Below are 21,349 nucleotides of genomic sequence, written 5' to 3' on the forward strand. Positions count from 1 at the left end.
TGGGAGGGTTTATTATATTATATCTTCAGGAATAAACTTTTCTAAATGTTAGATGCTGAAATAAATTCAGCATGACGTGTTTTCACAGCTTTTTTAAATTAAAGCACACCCAACTCCACTACAAAACCTTCGTGGGCCCGGACGTTAAAAACGGTACCGTCTTCAAAAATTAAATATTGTCCTTTAATTCCTTTTAAAACCCCTTCGTAGAATGGGTTTTTACCCAAATTGAGAGTTTTAATCTTTTTCGGAAATTCTAATACCGGAAATTCAATTTCTAATTCTTTTCTATCGCCCAGATAAAATTCTTTGGCTTCGTCGGGAATAAACTCTTTAAGTTTATCTCTTTCTTCCGCCAGATTCAGATCCAAAACATCATTGGTCAACATTTTCCGCCAATTGGTTTTATCCGAAACATGACTTTTCAAAGCCACTTCAGTTATTCCGGCGAGATATCTATTGGGAACTTCTACAATTTCAATGGCTTCGTGCGCTCCCTGATCTATCCAACGCGTAGGAATTTGCGTTTTTCGGGTTACTCCAACTTTTACATTGCTGGAATTTGCCAGGTAAACCACGTGCGGTTGCAACTGAGCTTCTTTTTCGAAATCCAGGTCACGATCTTCTTCATCTAAATGTGCTTTACTAAGTTCGGGACTCATAATCCAATCTCCGGCTTGCGGAATGGAAGTAAAACAATCGTAACAATACCCCTGGCGGAAAATTTTCTTTTGCAATCCACAGTTTAAACACTGAAATCGAAGAAAATTAAGGCTTATTTTCTTCCCGAGAATCTGGTTCATATTAATAAAGTCTTCCTCAAAAATGAGGTAATATTGCACCTTATCGGTGATCTCAGTTCTCATTTTTCTAAACACCCCTTCGTATCTCATCTTTTTTTCCCTATTTTTAACCGAAGTTGATTTGTAAGCTTCGAAGTTTAAATTAATTTTAGCCAGCCAAACAGCTGAAGCATTGTCAGCGATAAAGATATAAAGAATAATGCCAATTCCATTAGTAAACTCCATTGCTTCGTGGTTTCTCAAGAAGCGAATTCATCAAATGGAGTTGTTTATAAAATACCCCCACGAAGTTCAGGACGAGCTACTTAGACATTTGCTTTCTAAAGCAAAAAATACCGAAATTGGCAAAAAGTATGGCTTTTCAGAAATTAAAAACCACAGCCAGTTTGCGAGCCGGGTACCTATTCAGCAATATGAAGATTACCAGGCTTGCATAGAACGCAGCCGGCAGGGAGAAACCAATATTTTTTGGCCTACGCCTATAAAATGGTTTGCAAAATCCAGCGGCACCACCAGCGCTAAAAGCAAATTTATTCCGGTTAGTGAGGATTCCCTGGAACATTGTCATTATAACGCAGGCAAAGATTTGCTTTGCATGTATTTAAATAACAATCCTCAATCCCAGTTATTTACGGGAAAGAGTTTAAGGTTAGGTGGCAGTAAAGAAATTTACAAAAATAACGGTACGGCTTACGGCGATCTTTCGGCGATTTTAATTGCCAACATGCCATTTTGGGCAGAATTTAGCAGCACGCCCAGCAACGAGGTTTCCCTAATGAACGATTGGGAAGTGAAAATGCAGGCGATTGTTAACGAAACTATTAAAGAGAATGTGACCAGCCTTGCCGGGGTTCCCAGTTGGATGCTGGTTTTACTGAATAATATTTTAGAAACCACAGGAAAAGAAAATCTATTTGAGGTGTGGCCTCACTTAGAAGTTTATTTTCACGGTGGGGTAAGTTTTGATCCTTATGCTCCGCAATATCAAAAGATATTACCCAAAGAAGATTTCAGGTTTTACGAGATCTATAATGCTTCTGAAGGATTTTTTGCCTGCCAGGACCAAAACGATTCCAAAGAATTATTGTTAATGCTGGATTACGGAGTTTACTACGAGTTTATTCCTATGGATAGTTACGGAAGCGAAAATGAAAAAGCAATTCCCCTGGCCGAAGTTGAAACCGGGAAAAATTATGCGGTGGTAATAACCACAAATGCAGGTTTATGGCGCTATAAGATAGGCGATACCGTTAAGTTCACTTCTACTAGTCCTTACCGTATAAAAGTAACCGGAAGAACCAAGCACCATATTAATGTTTTTGGGGAAGAATTAATTATTGAAAATGCTGAAGCAGCCTTAAAAAAGACTTCTTTAGTTACCAATTGCGAAATTGTAGATTATACCGCAGCGCCTGTTTTTATGGAAGGCAAAGAAAAAGGTGCGCACGAGTGGATTATTGAATTTAAAAATCCGCCACGGGATTTTGAGAAATTCAAATACGAACTCGATTTGGCATTGCAACAGGTAAACAGCGATTATGAAGCAAAACGTTATAATAATATGACGCTGAATATGCCTAAAATTCACCAGGCACGTGAAAAATTATTTTACGACTGGCTTAAGAAAAATGATAAACTGGGCGGGCAACATAAAATCCCGAGACTTTCTAATTCCAGAAGTTATGTAGAGGAATTGTTGGGGATGAATTATTTGTAATACAAAGATATACAGCTCCCCTCGTTAAAAGGATGGAAACGGATTCAGCTTTAGCTGAAGAAAGGGGTGGTTAAACATTTAATAATTAAAATAAAATTTTTAAAAATCACCCCTCCGACCTGAGACCACCTCCCTTTGAAAAAAGGTGAGGAGCTCTTTTATTTTTCTATCAACTTATTATCTTTTCAGTGTAAAATTGGCGCCAAAATGATCGTTGGTACCATCTTTTTCAAATTCAACTCTAAACCAATAATCGTCTGCGGGCAAGGTTCTACCATTGTAAGTGCCGTCCCAGCCTGCGCCTCCGGGAGTTAACTCTTTAATCAGTTTCCCATAGCGGTCAAAAACATAGAGTTTTTTAATCTGAATTTCAGTGGTATTTTCAATATTCCAGGTATCGTTATACCCATCAGAATTTGGGGTAAAAAAACGCGGATAACCAACCAGGTAGAATTCTTCAGAAGTTGTAATTCCACAGCCATTAATTTCTCTGGCACTAATGGTATGATTTCCAGGGTCTAAATTTCTAAAAACTGTACTTTCCTGCCAATTACCGTTATCAGCACTATATTCATAAGTGGTTTCATTTCCTGGCCCAGGAGTTGCTTCTGCACTAATTATATAACCGCCGGTAAAATCACTTCCTTCAATCTCTACCTCAACCGTTTCGGGGCGGGAATAAACAAGTAAAGTAGTGTTAAATTCTATAGAACAGCCAGAGTGATTATCGGTTACAATAAGACTTACACTATTAAAATTGGGAGTTTCAGTGAAATTTAAAACCGCTTCGGTACTAATAGTATTCCCCCCGGCTATCCACTCGTAAGTATAATCGGTACCTAAATCTTCGCCTATTCCTTGTTGATCAAGCACAGTTCCGTCTACATCTACACAAATCACGCTTTCTGCCGGTAGAAAGTTTTCCGGCACAAAAGTTAATTCTACATTGAAAATAACCTCGTTTGAAAGACAACCGCTTTCGGTTCCTTCTACCTGAGCAACAATTTCCCGGGACTCTTCTACCGGGAATGCAGTGGGATTAGAAATAGGATTTTCAGCTTCAAGCTCCTGGATAGATTCATAAAAATTCACCCTGTAATTTTCTTCAGCGGAATTTCCATTCAGAATTTCGGCTGAGGCAGCGCTTAAATCTATAGTGGTTTGATTGGGATCACAGAGGTAAAGATCTTCTGGAGTATTAGCAACGGGCTCACTATAAAACGTAACTTCAATTTCATCTTCATCAGCCTGTCCCGTAATATTTTCATATACAATCACCTTATAACGTCCAGAATTTGTTATGGTTAAGGTAGGATCTTCTTCATTAGCAATTATCTCGAAATTATTTGTGGTATTATCAAACCTAAACCATTCGTAGCGCTCTACCCCATCTGTAGTAGCATCTAAAGTTGTTTCATTTTGCCCACATAGAAACCTGTCTGGCCCCAACACTTCGTCTAAAATCCCACAATCTGTAGAACCGGAATTAGCCTGATCTGAATTTGTTTGCCGTAAACTTATAAACCCGGGCAATTCTTCATAATTAGTAATTAAAACCACGTAAACCTGTCCTTCCTCAGCATTTGGGATAAACATTTGTTCTACGGTATCGGGTTCGTAACTGCAGTCTACAATATTTAGTTCGCTTAAAGAATCGTCTGTACAATAATCTTCAGTACGGTCAAAAGGTCCCCACACAATAAAATCTACATCGTATTGAGAACCGCCACCATCTTCATTTTGAAATTGAGAAATATCAAATCGAAGATTTCCGGTTTCTTCTACCTGCAAATAAAACCAGGCAGGATAAGGTTGCGAAAGCAAACAGCCATAATCTGGTCCCGGTTGCCCATTTACAATATTACTGTTTGTTGTATTAGAATTAGGAAAAACAAGCTCCTCGTCTCCGGCGCAAAATGGATCTAGATTTTCACAAGAACTACCCTGGCCAAAAACGCTAAAACTCCCGTAAAGAAGAATTATACAAAAAAGAAGTAGGGTTTCTTGTTTCATAATAAGTTCTAGAAGTTACAAAATAACAAATATCTATTTAAACCCCGGCTTTTATGATTACATAAAAACCTATTAAATATGTATCTTTGCAAGCCAAACAATCGGTTTACGACTATTATTGTAAAAACGGTATGAAAATAGATAAAATTTTGAATGAAATTGATGAGCAGGGAGATGCCCACGTAGGCAGCAGTGCAGAAACCCCTATTCGTGAAGATGCTTTTGAATTGAGCGATATTGAAAAAGTAGCGCTCATCAATAAAGATGTAAAACATATTATGGAAACTTTAGGCCTGGATCTTACAGATGACAGCCTAAAAGGAACTCCACAACGTGTGGCAAAAATGTTTGTAAATGAGATTTTTGCAGGATTAGATCCTGAAAAAAAACCCATTGCATCTACTTTTGAAAATAAGTATAAATATGGCGAAATGCTGGTAGAAAAGAACATTACCGTTTATTCTACCTGTGAGCACCATTTACTTCCTATCGTTGGAAAAGCCCACGTAGCCTATATTTCTAAAGGTAGGGTTATTGGACTGTCAAAAATGAACCGAATTGTAGATTATTTCGCAAAAAGACCACAGGTACAGGAGCGAATGACGATGCAAATTGTTCAGGAATTACAAAAAGCTTTGGGTACTCCAGATGTTGCTTGTGTTGTTGATGCCAAGCACCTCTGTGTAAACAGCCGCGGAATTAGAGATATAGACAGTAGCACCGTAACCAGTGAATTTGGCGGAGCTTTCAAAGAAAAATCTGTAAAAAGAGAATTCCTTGACTATATAAAATTAGACACTACTTTTTAAAAAATTCTATTTCTTAATAACCAACAACTAACTATCTATGGCGCTATACCAGGAACAAAGCTTGAAAATGTACAATTCTATGACGGGGGAAAAGGAAGTCTTTAAACCCATAAACGAAGGAAACGTTGGAATGTATGTTTGCGGCCCTACTGTTTACAGTAATGTTCATTTAGGTAATTGCCGAACTTTTATCTCTTTTGATCTGGTTTTTCGCTACCTAAAACATTTAGGCTATAAAGTAAGATATGTAAGAAATATTACCGATGCCGGTCACCTTGAAAATGATGCCGATAGCGGGGAAGATAGAATTGCCAAAAAAGCACGTTTAGAACAAATAGAACCTATGGAAGTGGTACAACGCTACACCATAGATTTTCATAATATTCTGCAAAAATTCAATAACCTGCCGCCGAGTATAGAGCCTACGGCTACCGGCCATATCGTTGAGCAAATTGAGATCATTAAAACCATAATCGAAAAAGGATTTGCCTACGAGGTAAACGGATCGGTTTATTTTGATGTAAAGAAATTCAATGAAACCAATCATTATGGTAAGCTAAGCGGAAGGGATATTGACAATATGATTGCTAACACCCGCGAACTTGCTGCACAAAGTGACAAGAAGAATCCGCAGGATTTTGCGCTTTGGAAAAAAGCCGAACCACAGCACATTATGCGCTGGCCTTCACCCTGGAGCGATGGTTTTCCCGGCTGGCATTTAGAGTGCACCGTGATGAGCACAAAATATTTAGGTGAAGAATTTGATATTCACGGCGGCGGAATGGATCTAAAATTTCCACACCACGAATGCGAAATTGCCCAGGGAGAAGCGGCTACGGGTAAAAACCCCGTTCATTATTGGTTACACGCCAATATGCTTACTTTAAACGGGAAGAAAATGGCAAAAAGTACCGGCAATAATATTCTTCCCGAGGAAATTTTCTCTGGAAATAATGATGTTTTAGATAAACCATTTTCACCGAATGTGACCCGCTTCTTTATGCTTCAGGCGAATTACCGTAGCATCCTGGATTTTTCAGATGAAGCATTAAAAGCCAGTGAAAAAGGTTTTAACCGATTGATGGATGCTTACCATGCTATAGATGAGCTTCCGGTTTCAGATAAATCGAGCGTAGATATTAAGAGCTGGAAACAGTCTTGCTACGATGCGATGAACGATGATTTTAACAGCCCGATTTTAATCGCCAAACTTTTTGATGCGGTTAAGATGATCAACAACATCAAGGAAGAAGCTGCTACGATCACTTCAGAAGATAAAGACGAATTGCAAAAAACAATGTCGGCTTTTATGTTTGATGTGTTAGGCCTTTTAGACAAAGTTTCTGAAAATAATGACACTTCAGATAAGCTTTCTTCAACCGTAGAATTGCTTATAAAACTGCGTGCTGAAGCAAGAAACAATAAAGATTTTGCTTTAAGTGACCAGATAAGAGATCAATTACAGGAAATGGGTATTCAGCTTAAAGACGGAAAAGAAGGTACCACTTTTACTATTAAGTAATTAATAAAACAGGAAAAACGATGCTTAAAAAATGGTTAGCATATCCGTTTATCCTGTTGGTGAAATTTTACCAGAATTTTATTTCCCCGCTTACACCGGCAACCTGCCGTTATAATCCAACCTGCTCGCAATACAGTCTAATCGCTTTACAGCGTTTTGGTGTTTTTAAAGGTGGCTGGCTTAGCTTAAAACGCATTTTTAGCTGCAACCCGTGGGGCGGAAAAGGCTACGACCCGGTTCCTGAAAAAACAGAAACCAAAATATAGGGCAACTACTTGCAAATATGTATCTTTACCCTACTAATCAATTTTAATTTATGCTTTTTAACGCGATCACCTGGAGCCCTTCAGAAGGTTTAGACTTAGGTTTTTTCACCCTTCACTATTACAGTTTAATGTTTTTGATAGCCTTTGGACTGGGCTGGTACATTATGAAAAGTATTTTTGTAAGGGAAAAAGTCTCGATAGAGAAACTGGATTCGCTTTTTATTTACACGGTTTTAGCCACATTGATAGGTGCGAGATTAGGTCACGTTATTTTTTATGATTGGGATTATTTTCAAAATCATTTATTAGAAATATTCTTACCGGTTCGCTTTGAACCGGAATTTGAATTTACCGGTTTTAGAGGCTTGGCCAGTCACGGTGCGGCGATAGGAATTATCATCGCCATGTATCTTTATCGAAAACGCGTTTTAGACAAACCTGTACTTTGGGTTTTAGACCGAATTGTAATTCCGGTAGCCAGTGGGGCTATTTTTGTAAGAATAGGAAATTTTATGAATTCTGAAATTATAGGAAAACCCACCAATTCAGATTATGGAGTGATTTTCGCAAATTTAGGAGAAACTTTTCCAAGGCATCCGGCACAGTTATATGAATCTTTTTGTTATTTATTAATTTTTATCCTGCTATGGTATTTATACTGGAAAACCGAAAAACGCCATAAAGTAGGCTATCTTTTTGGCTTGTTCCTGGTTTTACTTTGGACGGTAAGATTCTTTGTAGAATTTGTAAAGGAAGCCCAGGTAGAAGAACGCACCACCTGGTTATTAAATACCGGGCAATGGCTTAGTATTCCGTTTATTATCGCCGGATTATACTTTATGTATCGTCCTACCAAACCCAGAACCGTATGATACGTAAATCCATAATTTTATCAGCGCTTATAGCGGTTTCATTCTTATCTTCCTGCAAGGATGATAATACTGTTGAAGAACCTATTGAAACCGAAGAAATAACTTTCACTAAAGAAGGCGAAGCAACCTTGCTGAAACCTAACGGAGATACAATAAAGCAAATTGATATTGAAATTGCCGATAATACTTACGAAAGAGAAACGGGTTTAATGTACCGTGAGAGTATGGAAGACGACCAGGGAATGCTTTTTATTTACGATGATGAAGCGCCCAGGGCTTTTTATATGAAGAATACCTATATCCCCTTAGATATTATATATTTCGCTTCAGATAGTACTGCGGTGAGTTTCCAAAAGAATGCGCAACCGCAAGATGAAACTTCACTACCCTCTGGAGAACCGGCTCAATTTGTACTTGAATTAAACGCAGGACTTGCAGACGACTGGAATATTGAAGTTGGGGATAAAATAGATTTTGAGCGGGTAGATTAGGTTTTAAAGCTAAATATTTCATTTATTGAATTAGAAGTATTTCTATCGAACCCGAAATTTGTGTTGTAGTTTTCTGAAAAAGTGTACTTCTTAACGATTTTTAGATTAAATATTGCTTAAATCCTGTTTTCCGATTATTGCCATAATTTCTACAATATCATTTTCTATGCGATAATAGATACTATCAACGCCACATACACATCTTCTATACCCAGGTTTTATGAAATCAACGGCTTCGAAGGAGAAAGGTTGCTCTGCGATTAATTCAAAATAATCAAAAAATCTTTCGAAATTGATATCTGCCTGAGTGACTCCAAACCTTTGTACTCCAAATTGATGAATCCTAATTAAATCTTCTTTAGCAACATTACTTAACCTATACTTACTCATTAAGTAAAGACTTTGATTGTGCTAAAATCTGTTTTTTACTATCATTTGTAAATCCGCTTTCTTCTGCTTTTTCTAATTTACTTTTAATCCAATCAATTTGAACCTGCTGATTTCTGGCCTGCCTTATCAGGTCATTAATCAATTCACTTTTACTTGAATATTCCAGGCTCTCAATTTGAGATTTTAACCATTCATCATTTGGTTTTGTAAATGAAATACTTTGTCTGGGCATAATAATTCCTTTTGATGTAAAATTGCACCATATTTACATCAAAAGCAAATTTTTTATTTTAAGTAGTGAATTGGTCTTCCCGACCACTGGAAAATTGAAGTTGGTGATAAGTTAGATTTTGAAAGAATCGATTAGCTATTCAATCTATATATTTCGTTTACTGAAATAGTTGATCAGAAGATTTTATAAGCTTTGGTAGTGCTCGAACAGGGACGCGGACTTGTTGGCTTACCCATTTCTTTTCATGGTATTTAAGATTACACTTTTTCGGCAACATCCGTTATTTGAGATGAACTGTTGTTATGTGCAGTGCATCTTATTATTGCTTACCCATAGCTTCTTTTTCAAAAGCCAATGCATCTTTTCTGTCTCCTAAATATCTATTTATTCCTCCGATTTTCATAAATCCACCTATGTTTTCACTCTGATCTCCTATAATTAATCCGCCATGACAATTTGTGGCTTTGCATTTACTAACTATAATTCCATTATTGATAACTAGAATATTTTCTGGTCGTATTAGTATTTCCACTCCATTATATAAAAATCTTCCTTTTTGAATTTTAATTTTATTCGGAGGTTCAAAGTTTATTTCAATTAAAATCTTTCTTTGTGCTTCTCTAATTGTCAATTTAGTTCCAACCAACTGAATGTCCCAAGGATTAACAGAATAGAGAAGTTGATTATTTTTAATTCTCAAGATAGGATTATTAAACTCATCAAACAGAATAACATTTAGAAGAAAATGACCATCTGCAAGAATAATTCCAATTAAAGGGGTATTATCAATGAGTAAAGGAATCATCTGGGTACCATATCCGTTATCTACACAAGTAAAAATATTATTACCGCTTTAGGCAATAAACCTGCAGTTTTTTCTCGGTGATGTCGATCACATAACAGAGTTATTTCTTCTGCATCATGTCGCTTTACTTTCGCCCATTCTTCCATATGTTCATATTCATATAGAGGTAATCCACAAATAACACATCCAAAACCACATCTTTGTCGGACTTCTCTTTGAATTGGTAATGGAATATTTCTACTATTAGGCTTATCTTGTTTACTCATAATTTTGTTGAAACACTACGTAATTCATTATATCCAACCAAACATACAAGTTTAGCCTAAAATCAAGGAGTCTAAGCCGGTTTTCTCTGAATTGGGCACAGGAGGTATAAAACCCGGCTACAACAAAACCAAGCCATAAAAAAGAGGCTGTCTGAAAAGGCAGCCTTTCTTGTTGGATTATTTTGAGGTTTTTATTATTTTCATGTAATGAAAGCTAAAGTTGTATTTAAGACCTATAACCAGTCGCAGTTAAGTCTTTTACCTCCCAGTTATGATGATTTGGTTCCTGTAAATCATCCCGTTAGAATCGTCAATACGATTATTGATCAAATCGACATCGCTGACCTGGAGCGAAGTTACAAAGGAGGTGGTACTTCCAGTTACCATCCTCGGATGCTTCTTAAGGTGATCATCTATGCGTACCTGCGCAATATGTATTCCTCTCGTAAGATAGAACAGGCTCTTCTGGAGAACATTCATTTTATGTGGCTCAGTGGTCAAAGTAAACCTGATCATAATACCATCAATGATTTTAGAGGAAAACGCTTAAAAGGGAAGTTTAAAAATATTTTCAACCAGGTGGTTCTTTTACTGGCTGACCAGGGTGTATTATCTTTAAAGGAACTCTTTGTGGATGGCACTAAGATAGAGGCCAATGCCAATCGCTTTACTTTTGTATGGGGTAAATCTATCAAGAACAGTAAAGAGCGTATTAAGAAACAGCTTCGGGAACTATGGTCTTATGTGGAAAAGGTTTATGACCAGGAACAATTGCTTCCTAATGAGCCTGATTTTGAGGCTATCGATCCGGATGAAGTAGCCAAAACCATTGATGCCATTAATGACGCATTAAAAGATAAGGAGGTCGATAAAAAAGTAAAACAAAAGCTCAACTATGCCAGGAAGAACTGGCCTGGGAACCTGAAGAAATACCAGGAGCAGGAAGCTATCCTGGGAAAACGCAACAGCTATAGCAAGACCGACCCCGATGCCACTTTTATGCGGATGAAAGATGATTATATGCAGAACGGGCAGTTAAAACCTGGGTATAACCTTCAGGCTTCCACCAACAACCAATTCATTACCAATTATACTTTAGCTCAAACCACCGCCGATACCACTACCTTAAAAGACCACCTGCAAGATCATATAGATTCCTACGATCAAACACCTGAGAGCCTTACCGCAGATGCCGGCTATGGCAGTGAAGAGAATTATACCGATTTAGAAGAAAAAGAAATTACTGCCTATGTGAAATACAATTACTTCCATAAAGAGCAACGCGATAAAAAGCACAGAGAAAACCCATTTCATCCGGACAATCTGTTTTATAATAAAGAAACCGATACGTATTATTGTCCGATGGGCCAGGCGATGAAGAAGGTAAGAAGTTATGAGAGTGAAACCACTACCGGTTTTAAGCAGCAAATCCATCGGTATCAGGCCGCCAACTGCAAGGGATGCCCTTTGCGAGGCAGCTGTCATAAAGCCAAAGGGAACAGGACTCTCGAACGTAATCACAACCTGATTCGCCTCAAGGAAAAGGCCAGGAACCTACTGCTAAGTGAAGAGGGAATAGCACATCGCAAAAGAAGATGCTGGGATGTTGAAGCCGTCTTTGGAAATATCAAGCAAAATATGGGCTTTAAGCGGTTTATGTTGCGGGGAATGGATAAAGTAACTACTGAGATAGGATTAATAGCTATGGCGCACAACTTAAGAAAATTCAGTATCGCATAGCAAGGGGGCGCTGCTTTGCCTTTTTTTATCAGAAAGAAGATTTACAAAAAGAAGAATCGCTTCCTCTTACAAAACATTTATAAAGAAAAAGGGCCATCTAAATACTTTTTAGACGGCCTCTTTTAGTTTATCTTTTTCCAAAGAAATCTTAAGCAGTAGTTGCTTCAGAATCTTCTTCAATTTTCTTTTTCTTTTCGATTTTAGATTTATCGGTTACACTGTCAAACATAACAGGTGTTGCGATAAATAAAGAGGAATAAGTACCTACAATCACACCAATGATCAATGCAAACATAAAGCCTCTAATGCTCTCTCCACCAAAAATGAAGATGGCAAGTAAAACGATCAAGGTAGTAAGCGAGGTATTCAAGGTACGGCTAATAGTACTATCTAAAGCGCTATTTACCGTTCTGCCCAATGGCCAGCTGGTATGCTCGTTTACAAATTCCCTAATCCTATCAAATACCACCACAGTATCGTTTAATGAGTAACCAATTACCGTAAGGATTGCAGCAATAAATGCCTGGTTAATTTCCATACTAAAAGGCATCACTTTGTATAGTAAAGAGAAAATACCCAATACAATAATAACATCGTGAGCTACTGCGGCAACCGCACCAATACTAAACTGCCATTTTCTAAATCGCAGTAAGATATAAAGGAAAATCACCACTAGTGATCCTAGAATAGCCCAGAAAGAATCGTTCTTAATATCATCGGCAATAGTTGGACCTACTTTCATAGACTGCATAATACCAATATCTTTTCCAGCTCCACCTGTAGTAAATTCATCAAAAGTAAGATCCTGCGGAAGGTAAGATTGTAAAGCATCAAACATAGATTGTTGAATCTCGTTATCTACTTCAGTGCTCTCTTCATCTACTTTATATTTTGTAGTGATCTTTAGCTGATTATTTGGCCCGAAAGTTTTTGCTTCGGCGCTTCCAAATTCAGCGATAAGATCCTGTTCAACATCGGTTGGATTCACATCCTGATCAAAACGTACGGTATAAGTTCTACCTCCAACGAAATCAACCCCCTGGTTTAATCCCTGTACTAATAAAGAACCAACACTTAGAATAATTAAAATTCCGGAGATTACATAAGCTACCTTACGTTTCCCAAGCCAGTCTATTTTTACATTTCTGAAAAGGTTTTTGGTAGCGCCGGTTGCGAATTCTAAAGATTTTCCGTTTTTACCATAACCATCAATAAATAACCTGGTAATGAAAATTGCGGTAAATAACGAAGTTGCGATACCTATTAATAAAGTAGTAGCAAAACCTTTAATTGGTCCTGTTCCTAAAATTAATAGAATAAAACCAGTTAAACCGGTAGTAATGTTGGCATCTAAAATTGAAGAAAGTGCATTGTTGAATCCATCTTTAATCGCATCTTTCTGCATTTTTCCTTTAGCAAGCTCTTCCCGGATTCTTTCAAAGATAAGTACGTTTGCATCTACCGAGATACCAATAGTTAATACAATACCGGCAATACCAGGTAATGTTAACACGGCACCTAAACCGGCAAGAATTCCGAAGATAAATAAGATGTTTACAGCAAGGGCAACATCGGCAAAAAGACCGGCCTTACCATAGTAAAATACCATCCATATCAATACAAAAACGAGGGCGATCCCGAAAGACCAAATCCCGCTGTCTATAGCTTCCTGACCTAAACTTGGTCCAACAATTTCACTTTGGATAATATCTGCGGAAGCCGGAAGTTTACCAGCTCTAAGCACGTTGGCTAAATCCTGACCTTCGGTTATGCTAAAATCTCCACTAATTTCACTTCTTCCACCTGAAATAGGCCCGGTTGAAACACCTGGAGCCGAATAAACAGTATTATCTAAAACAATAGCTATATTGCTCTGTTGGGTTGAAGCCTGACCGGTCATTTCTTCCCATACCTTAGCTCCTCTTCCGTCCATTTGCATAGATACTGCAACACGACCCATTTGGTCATAAGTTTGTTGAGCATCTGTAATCACATCACCACTAAGAGGCGGCTCCATGTTACGGTTTCCTTTTAATGCATAAAGACCAACTACACCTTCTTCATCTTCCGGGATTCCCCAGGCAAATTTAGCGTAACGTTGCTCGGCAGGAAGAATAGATCTTACCTGAGACATTTCAAGGTAGTTATTAACTTTTGCGGTATCCTGTACAGAAAAATATGCAATTACAGGACCTCCCTGGAAGCCTGGACTTTGCACTAATTCAAATAAAGGATTGTTTCCTGTAGCTACATCTGTAGTATCTTCACTTTCAGCAAGAAGTTCATCAATATCACTATCGGCAGCAGCCGTAGTATCAGCTTGAGTTTCTGCTTGCTCACTTTCTTTATCTACAACGTTTTTAAGAACATTATTAGCCTGAGCAAGGAAGTTCCCTAATTCAGTATTTTTATATACGTGCCAGAATTCAAGTTGTGCAGTACTCTGCAGCAAACCTTGTACACGATTAATATCTTTGGCACCTGGTAATTCAACAAGAATTCTTCCTGAATTTCCTAAACGCTGAATATTTGGTTGGGTTACCCCAAACTTATCAATACGTTTTCTCAATACTTCAAAAGCAGAAGTAATAGACTCATCAACTTTTCTTCTAATAACGGTTTCAACCTCGTCATTAGACATATCAAAATTAATCTCGTCACTTAAGGTTTTATTAGCAAAAATATCTGGAGATGCCAGTTTAGCATCTGGAATACTATTAAAAGCTTCAAAGAAAAGATCAATATAATCGTCCTGGCTATCTGTTGCAGCTGCATCAGCTTCAGCAATGGCCTGGTTAAAAGCAGGATCGTCGGTATTATTCGCTAGTCCGGCAAGAATATCTTTAACCGAAATTTGAAGAATTACGTTAATTCCTCCTTTAAGGTCAAGGCCTTTATTTAGCTCCTTGTCTTTCGCGTCACTGTATGTGATACCGGCAATTACCTCATTATTCGCTACCGAATCCAGATACCTTTCTTCTTCAGCATCTCTCAACGCCGAGTAATCTTCTACATTTTCGCTAATTCTTTGCCTGGCAAAATCTTCAGCTTCACTTTCTACATTATTGGTAATAAAAGTAAAAGACAACTGATATATACATACCAGCCCAAATAAAATTGCAAAAACCTTAATCAGTCCTTTGTTCTGCATTATTCCTTAAGTTATAATTAATTAGGTCGATTTTAAAAACGGACAAATATAGGGTTTCAAAAATGAAATGCCAACAATTTTTTTTTGAATAATTTAACTTTTAAACATAAAAAAGGCCGCAAATTCTGCGGCCTTTTTTAACATATATTCAAGTTTAAAACTACTTATAGTTCTAATAGGGCATTGGTTTTATTCACACCCTCTGCACTTTCTTTAATTTTATTAGACTCTGTATCATCAAGCTCGATCTCAACAATTTTCTCAAGTCCGTCTTTTCCAAGAATTGCAGGTACACCTATACAAATATCATTTAATCCGTACTCTCCTTCTAACATTGCCGAGCATGGGAACATCTTTTTCTGATCGCAAGCAATAGCCTGAACCAAAGCCGAAACTGCAGCTCCAGGTGCATACCAGGCACTGGTTCCTAATAACTTAGTTAGGGTTGCTCCACCAACTTTAGTATCTTCTGAAACCTGGTTTAAACGATCTTCAGATAAAAATGCTGAAACAGGAACCGAATTTCTTGTTGCCAATCTTGTAAGTGGCACCATCCCGGTATCACTGTGACCTCCAATTACCATTCCATCAACATCTGATGGTGGGCATTCTAAAGCTTCACTCAATCTATATTTAAAACGGGCGCTATCTAAAGCTCCACCCATTCCAATAATTTTGTTCTTTGGAAGTCCGGTAGTTTTATGCACAAGGTAAGTCATAGTATCCATAGGATTACTTACCACGATTAAGGTCACATTTGGAGAATGCTTAATAAGGTTTGAAGAAACTTCTTTTACGATCCCGGCGTTTATTCCTATTAGTTCCTCACGTGTCATTCCCGGTTTACGCGGAATACCACTGGTAATTACTGCCACATCACTGCCTGCAGTTTTAGAATAATCGTTTGTAGTTCCTGTAATTTTAGTATCAAAACCGTTTAAGGTTGCGGTTTGCATTAAATCCATTGCTTTCCCTTCGGCTACTCCTTCTTTAATATCGAGTAAAACCACTTCTGAAGCAAAATCTTTAATGGCTACATATTCTGCACAACTGGCACCCACGGCACCTGCTCCTACTATAGTAACTTTCATCTTATATTTTATTTAAATCGATTAATATTTGATTCCAAAAATACGAATATTGATATAGTATTACTATAAGATATGGTTAAAACTATGGGTTTTATATTCTGAAATGCATACCGGCATTAAGATGAAAAAACTTCCCGGCAGTTGCCATTGTACTAATCTTAAAACGGTCGAAATACAAATTAAAACCTAAATCGGCTTTAAATTGCGCCTGACTTTGATCTAAACCGCGTAGTGCCGAATTAATTGGCCCTAAAGCAACCCCCGAACCGCCCATTGCGTAATTAAAGCTTGAGTTTGTTGCTCCTAAAGCTCCAAAAACTTCAAAACTATCGCCGTACAATTTAGATCCCATAACTGATGCCATCCATAGGTTAGAGTTTACGTTAACCAAATTCAAGTTTACTACGTTATCTATATTTACAGGACTAAATTCATACTCTACATCAAATTTACTGTAAGCGATTATAGCAGCGGCTTGAAAGTCTTCTTCATTATTAAATTTAAAATATTGCGAGAAATTATGTTTTACTCCAGCACCATAAGTTGTGATAGCTACTCCATCTACAGTTAACTGAGGTAAAAATCTTGCCGAAAATTCTGTTTCATAAGGTAAACCTACATTAGCCTGAACAAAAGGATATGCTACCACACTTTTATTCACGCCTTCGAGAGCCTGAAATTCAAAAGATTCTCCTAATAAAGTTCCTTCAAAATAAACATCAGTTTCTCCACCAAAGGCTGTAGGTACTACAGCATTACTTTCATCTCCTTTAAGACTCAAAATTGGACCACCGCTCTCGTGAACACCCGCAAGATCACCATTTGATATTGTAAAAGATTGCCTGTTAGAAGGAACAAATAAAGCATTTCCCTGAAAGGAAATCTCTACTTTCCATGGTTTTAAAGCAGTTGCTGAAGTAAACCAACCGGCCCCGGCCTGATAAGCAACCCCTTCGGCTGCAGGTCCTGCAAATTCATCCGCAATATACAGCATCTCATTTGCGAATTTTGTAACATCGCCCTCCTGAGCGTAGGAATTAACTGAAAATAAAATAAATAGAATGAGGTATTTAGCTTGAAATTTCAAAATAAGTAGGTGTTAAGTTAGGCGGTAAAAATAATAAAAAAAGCACTCCTAAAACAAGTTTAAAAAAATCATAAAAAAACCCGTAAGCTCACTTACGGGTTTTCCTTTTCAAAATATTCTCAATTATGCATCAATATTAGCATATTTAGCATTCTTCTCAATAAATTCACGTCTTGGCGGCACCTCATCTCCCATAAGCATAGAGAAAATTCTATCGGCTTCACTACTATTATCAATATTTACCTGTCTAAGTTTACGTCTTTCAGGATCCATAGTAGTATCCCAAAGTTGCTCAGCATTCATCTCACCAAGACCTTTATAACGTTGAATTTGTACGCCACCGCTGTAACTTTCAGCAATCTCATCACGTTCTTCTTCACTCCAGGCATAGCGTTTTCTGCTACCCTTTTTAACCAAATATAAAGGTGGAGTTGCAATATAAATATGACCTCCTTCTATTAATTCTTTCATATATCTATAGAAGAAAGTTAAAATAAGCGTTTCAATGTGACTACCATCTACATCGGCATCACACATTATCACTACTTTATGATATCTTAATTTATCGGTATTCAGAGCTTTACTATCTTCCTCAGTACCAATAGTAACCCCAAGAGCAGTGTAAATATTTTTTATCTCTTCGTTATCAAAAACACGATGCGTCATCGCTTTTTCAACATTCAGAATTTTCCCTCTTAACGGAAGAATAGCCTGGAATCTACGATCTCTACCTTGTTTGGCTGTACCACCTGCAGAGTCACCCTCAACAAGGAACACTTCACTTTGAGTAGGATCCTGCTCAGAACAGTCAGATAATTTCCCGGGCAAACCGCCAATACTCATTGCGGTTTTACGTTGAACCATATCTCGCGCTTTCTTGGCTGCATTTCTAGCCTGGGCCGCAAGAATTACTTTTTGAATAATGGTTTTGGCATCATTCGGGTTTTCTTCCAGGTAATTTTCAAGCATTTCTGAAACCGCCTGAGAAACCGCCGAAGTTACCTCCCTGTTCCCAAGTTTTGTTTTTGTTTGTCCTTCAAATTGAGGCTCGGCAACTTTTACTGAAATTATCGCAGTTAAACCTTCACGAAAATCATCTCCAACGATTTCAAATTTCAGCTTATCCAACATTCCAGAAGCATCGGCATATTTTTTAAGCGTAGTGGTTAAACCACGTCTAAAACCAGATAAATGCGTACCTCCTTCGTGGGTATTGATATTATTTACGTAAGAATGAAGATTTTCATTGAACGAAGTATTGTAAACCATAGCAACCTCAACCGGGATATCGTTCTTCTCACCTTCCATCGCGATCACATCCGCAATAATTGGCTCACGGTTCCCATCAAGGAATTTTATAAATTCTTTTAATCCTTCTTCAGAATAAAATCTCTCAGAAAGATATTCTCCTTTTTCATTAACCTCACGCTTATCGGTAAGTGTAATTTGAATTCCCTTATTAAGGAAAGCTAACTCACGCATTCTGCTAGACAAAGTCTCATAGCTGTAATCTACGCTCTGCTGAAAAATACTGGAATCGGGCTTAAAAGTAATCACCGTTCCATTTAGATCGGTTTCACCAACAGGCTTAACCGGGTAAAGCGGTTTTCCTATTTCATACTCTTGTTCCCAAATTTGTCCGTCACGGTAAACCGTTGCTTTTAGAGAAGTAGACAGTGCGTTAACACAACTAACCCCAACCCCGTGTAAACCACCGGAAACTTTATAAGAATCTTTATCGAATTTACCCCCGGCACCAATTTTTGTCATTACCACTTGTAGGGCAGAAACGCCTTCCTTCTTGTGAAGGTCTATTGGAATTCCCCTTCCGTTATCCTCGGTGGTTACAGAACCGTCTTCGTTAATGGTTACTTTAATTGTATCACAATGGCCGGCCATAGCCTCATCTATAGAGTTATCTACCACCTCGTACACCAAATGGTGCAAACCTCTTACACCGGTATCCCCAATATACATTGAAGGCCTAAGGCGTACGTGCTCCATACCTTCTAAAGCCTGGATACTATCGGCCGAATAACTGTGTTTTTTGGGTTCTTCGCTCATATATTTTGCTAATTAAATTCGTCTATTTTGAATAACGAACAAATATAACAAAACGCACATTTTTAATAGGCTAAGAAGCTTGACAAGGGTTTTAAGTTATTAACAATTTGTGCAAAAAAAAGCCCAAAATACAGCAAAATAAAAGCTGCATTTCGGGCATAACAAACCACACGATTGTTTACTCTATATTTGGGCTAATTCCTCAAGCTGTTTTTTAGCATTTGTTGCTACGTGAGAAGTGTTTGCTCTTCCGCTTGGATCAAGGTCTTCCTGCCATTTCGGAATCCATCTTTTTACTGTTTTTGCAGCATTTTCCTGCGGGAAATGACTGTGGAATATTTCTCTATAGAAATATGCTTCTTTAGTAGCCGGTGTGTTGTAAGGATACTTCTCTGAAGCCTTTGCCATTTGCTCATCACTAACTTTGGCTGAAGCGTAGGCAATCAACTCGTCTATCCAGCTGTAACCAACACCATCACTAAATTGTTCCTTTTGCCGCCATAAAACCTCGTCTGGTAAAAATGGCTGCTCTGGAGTATCAAAAGCTTTTCTAAGAATATATTTCTCAACGCCATCATAGGTTTTTGGCAGTTTATGCACAGCTTCAGTTTCCATTGCTGTTTTTAAGAATGCTTTATCTAAAAATGGAACCCTTGCTTCCAGCCCGTGGGCCATTGTAGATTTATCTGCTCTTAGGCAATCTGCAGTAGCCAATCTTTGCACTCTTCTTATAGTTTCCTTCTGAAAATCATCAGCCGTAGGTGCGTTTTTAAAGTAAAGGTAACCTCCAAAGATCTCATCGGCTCCTTCCCCACTTAAAACAACTTTTACGCCTTTCTCCTTAATTCCTTTTGAAAGAAAATACATTGGGGTGCTAGCCCTTATAGAAGTAACATCATAAGTTTCTAAATGCCATACCAGTTTTTTAAGGATATCAATTCCTTCTTCTACGGTAAAATGAAATTCGCTATGCTCGGTGCCCAGAAATTTAGCAACTTTTCTTGCTGCAACTAAATCTGGCGCGGTTTCATCTAAACCTATTGAAAAAGAATGTAATTTTTGGCCGCTGTCTTTCATTAATCTTGCTGCGATAGAAGAGGTTAAAGAAGAATCCAAACCTCCGCTTAATAAAACTCCCAGGGGAACATCGGCCATTAATCTTTTACGGGTGGCTTCAATTAAACTTTCTCTTATTTTTGAAAGATCTAATTCCTTCGTAGCTTTTTTATAATCAAACCAATCTGGCGTGTAATACTCTACAAAACCAGTTTCAGGCGTGTAATAATGCCCGGGAGGAAAAGCTGCAAAACTACTACATTGATCAACCAAAGTTTTCATTTCACTGGCAAACCAAATAGAACCTTCATCATCTGTTCCGTAGTAAAGTGGCTTTACCCCAATTGGATCTCTTGCTACGATAAAATCTTTACCATCTACCACTACAAAAGAAAATACGCCATCTAATTTATTAAGAAAATCTACACCGAATTCTTCATATAAATGAACAATTACTTCTGAATCTCCTGTGGTTCTAAAAGTATGATGTTTCAATTCATTATTTCGCAATGCCTGGTGGTTATAAATCTCGCCGTTGTGAATCATCCAGGCAGTTGAAGTACCCTGGATAGGTTGTTTTCCGGTTTCAAGATCTACAATAGACAATCTTTCGTGACTTAATACATACCCTTCTTCGGTTACATGCACATCACTTTCATCTGGACCGCGGTGCGACATTCTTTTTGATAGCCCGCCAATCTTTTCTTCTGATAATCGTTTTCCGATTACTGCTAAAATTCCACACATAACATTTGCATTATTAATTCTATACAAATATGCGCCAGAGAATACATTATGTAAACACAAATTAGTATATTGGTATAATCTGAAAATAATTTTTGGAAAATTAGGATTCAGAAGTAAGTAAATTATACCTAAAAAACTTTCAAACTTTACATCTGTAAAAACTCAATAATTTAACAGCAACTAAATAAATCTTTAACACCTTAAGAAATAACAGTAAACTATCTTTA

At 37.6% G+C, this 21,349-nt stretch carries 18 protein-coding genes; 7 read left to right on the plus strand and 11 right to left on the minus strand.

Annotated elements, in window-relative coordinates; translation table 11 throughout:
- Positions 1-98: 98 nt before the first annotated feature.
- On the minus strand, positions 99-893 hold the full coding sequence (locus AO058_RS01300) for a DUF2797 domain-containing protein (RefSeq protein ID WP_075327848.1): 795 nt from the start codon (positions 891-893) through the stop codon (positions 99-101).
- A gap of 109 nt (positions 894-1,002) precedes the next feature.
- On the opposite strand from AO058_RS01300, the gene AO058_RS01305 reads away from it, so the two are divergent.
- A complete protein-coding gene (locus AO058_RS01305; protein ID WP_075324872.1) occupies positions 1,003-2,520 on the plus strand; it encodes a GH3 auxin-responsive promoter family protein in 1,518 nt (505 codons plus the stop codon).
- A gap of 177 nt (positions 2,521-2,697) precedes the next feature.
- Here AO058_RS01305 and AO058_RS01310 read toward each other — a convergent pair whose 3' ends face one another.
- A complete protein-coding gene (locus AO058_RS01310) occupies positions 2,698-4,533 on the minus strand; it encodes a T9SS type B sorting domain-containing protein (RefSeq protein ID WP_075324873.1) in 1,836 nt (611 codons plus the stop codon).
- 131 nt (positions 4,534-4,664) lie between these two features.
- On the opposite strand from AO058_RS01310, the gene folE reads away from it, so the two are divergent.
- Genes folE through AO058_RS01335 form a run of 5 tightly spaced genes read left to right on the plus strand, consistent with a single transcriptional unit; the run spans position 4,665 to position 8,493 of the window.
- Positions 4,665-5,342: a GTP cyclohydrolase I FolE gene (gene folE / locus AO058_RS01315; RefSeq protein WP_075324874.1), complete on the plus strand. Its 678-nt coding sequence runs from the start codon at positions 4,665-4,667 to the stop codon at positions 5,340-5,342.
- Between the two features lie 37 nt (positions 5,343-5,379).
- Positions 5,380-6,864 (plus strand): cysteine--tRNA ligase, encoded by a 1,485-nt coding sequence (gene cysS / locus AO058_RS01320; RefSeq protein ID WP_075324875.1) that lies wholly within the window; start codon positions 5,380-5,382, stop codon positions 6,862-6,864.
- A gap of 20 nt (positions 6,865-6,884) precedes the next feature.
- Positions 6,885-7,130 (plus strand): membrane protein insertion efficiency factor YidD, encoded by a 246-nt coding sequence (gene yidD / locus AO058_RS01325; RefSeq protein WP_075324876.1) that lies wholly within the window; start codon positions 6,885-6,887, stop codon positions 7,128-7,130.
- Between the two features lie 50 nt (positions 7,131-7,180).
- Complete coding sequence (gene lgt, locus AO058_RS01330; RefSeq protein WP_075324877.1) at positions 7,181-8,002, plus strand: prolipoprotein diacylglyceryl transferase; 822 nt, start codon at positions 7,181-7,183, stop codon at positions 8,000-8,002.
- Complete coding sequence (locus AO058_RS01335) at positions 7,999-8,493, plus strand: DUF192 domain-containing protein (protein WP_075324878.1); 495 nt, start codon at positions 7,999-8,001, stop codon at positions 8,491-8,493. The genes lgt and AO058_RS01335 overlap by 4 nt, the downstream gene beginning before the upstream one ends.
- A gap of 105 nt (positions 8,494-8,598) precedes the next feature.
- On the opposite strand, the gene AO058_RS01340 is transcribed toward AO058_RS01335, so the two are convergent.
- The 4 genes from AO058_RS01340 to AO058_RS18470 all read right to left on the minus strand — a co-directional run bounded on the left by AO058_RS01340 (position 8,599) and on the right by AO058_RS18470 (position 10,186).
- Entirely contained in the window at positions 8,599-8,883 is a 285-nt protein-coding gene (locus tag AO058_RS01340; protein WP_075324879.1) for a type II toxin-antitoxin system RelE/ParE family toxin, read from the minus strand.
- Positions 8,876-9,115 carry a ribbon-helix-helix domain-containing protein gene (locus AO058_RS01345; protein ID WP_075324880.1) on the minus strand — a complete coding sequence of 80 codons (240 nt, stop codon included), beginning with the start codon at positions 9,113-9,115 and terminating at the stop codon, positions 8,876-8,878. Before AO058_RS01345 ends, AO058_RS01340 begins: the two co-directional genes overlap by 8 nt.
- A 319-nt stretch (positions 9,116-9,434) precedes the next feature.
- A complete protein-coding gene (locus tag AO058_RS18465) occupies positions 9,435-9,920 on the minus strand; it encodes a hypothetical protein (RefSeq protein ID WP_198036129.1) in 486 nt (161 codons plus the stop codon).
- A gap of 20 nt (positions 9,921-9,940) precedes the next feature.
- Positions 9,941-10,186, minus strand: coding sequence for a hypothetical protein (locus AO058_RS18470; protein ID WP_198036130.1), 246 nt, complete (start codon positions 10,184-10,186; stop codon positions 9,941-9,943).
- Positions 10,187-10,393: 207 nt separating this feature from the next.
- Here AO058_RS18470 and AO058_RS01355 point away from each other — a divergent pair, with 207 nt between their 5' ends.
- Positions 10,394-11,926: an IS1182 family transposase gene (locus AO058_RS01355; protein ID WP_075324881.1), complete on the plus strand. Its 1,533-nt coding sequence runs from the start codon at positions 10,394-10,396 to the stop codon at positions 11,924-11,926.
- 148 nt (positions 11,927-12,074) lie between these two features.
- Here the strand turns inward: AO058_RS01355 and secDF are convergent, their stop codons facing one another.
- The 5 genes from secDF to asnB form a co-directional block, all read right to left on the minus strand.
- Entirely contained in the window at positions 12,075-15,077 is a 3,003-nt protein-coding gene (secDF, locus tag AO058_RS01360; protein ID WP_075324882.1) for a protein translocase subunit SecDF, read from the minus strand.
- Between the two features lie 164 nt (positions 15,078-15,241).
- The gene (mdh, locus tag AO058_RS01365) at positions 15,242-16,168 is read right to left on the minus strand and encodes a malate dehydrogenase (RefSeq protein ID WP_075324883.1); all 927 of its coding nucleotides are present in this window, start codon (positions 16,166-16,168) and stop codon (positions 15,242-15,244) included.
- Positions 16,169-16,259: 91 nt separating this feature from the next.
- Positions 16,260-17,255, minus strand: a complete 996-nt coding sequence (locus AO058_RS01370) for a DUF6588 family protein (protein ID WP_083634115.1) — start codon at positions 17,253-17,255, stop codon at positions 16,260-16,262.
- Positions 17,256-17,378: 123 nt separating this feature from the next.
- Positions 17,379-19,319: a DNA topoisomerase (ATP-hydrolyzing) subunit B gene (gene gyrB / locus AO058_RS01375; RefSeq protein WP_075324885.1), complete on the minus strand. Its 1,941-nt coding sequence runs from the start codon at positions 19,317-19,319 to the stop codon at positions 17,379-17,381.
- A 183-nt stretch (positions 19,320-19,502) separates the two neighbouring features.
- On the minus strand, positions 19,503-21,122 hold the full coding sequence (asnB, locus tag AO058_RS01380; protein ID WP_075324886.1) for an asparagine synthase B: 1,620 nt from the start codon (positions 21,120-21,122) through the stop codon (positions 19,503-19,505).
- Positions 21,123-21,349: the final 227 nt, after the last annotated feature.

Source organism: Salegentibacter sp. T436, from assembly GCF_001932675.1.
GTDB classification, from domain to species: Bacteria; Bacteroidota; Bacteroidia; order Flavobacteriales; family Flavobacteriaceae; genus Salegentibacter; species Salegentibacter agarivorans.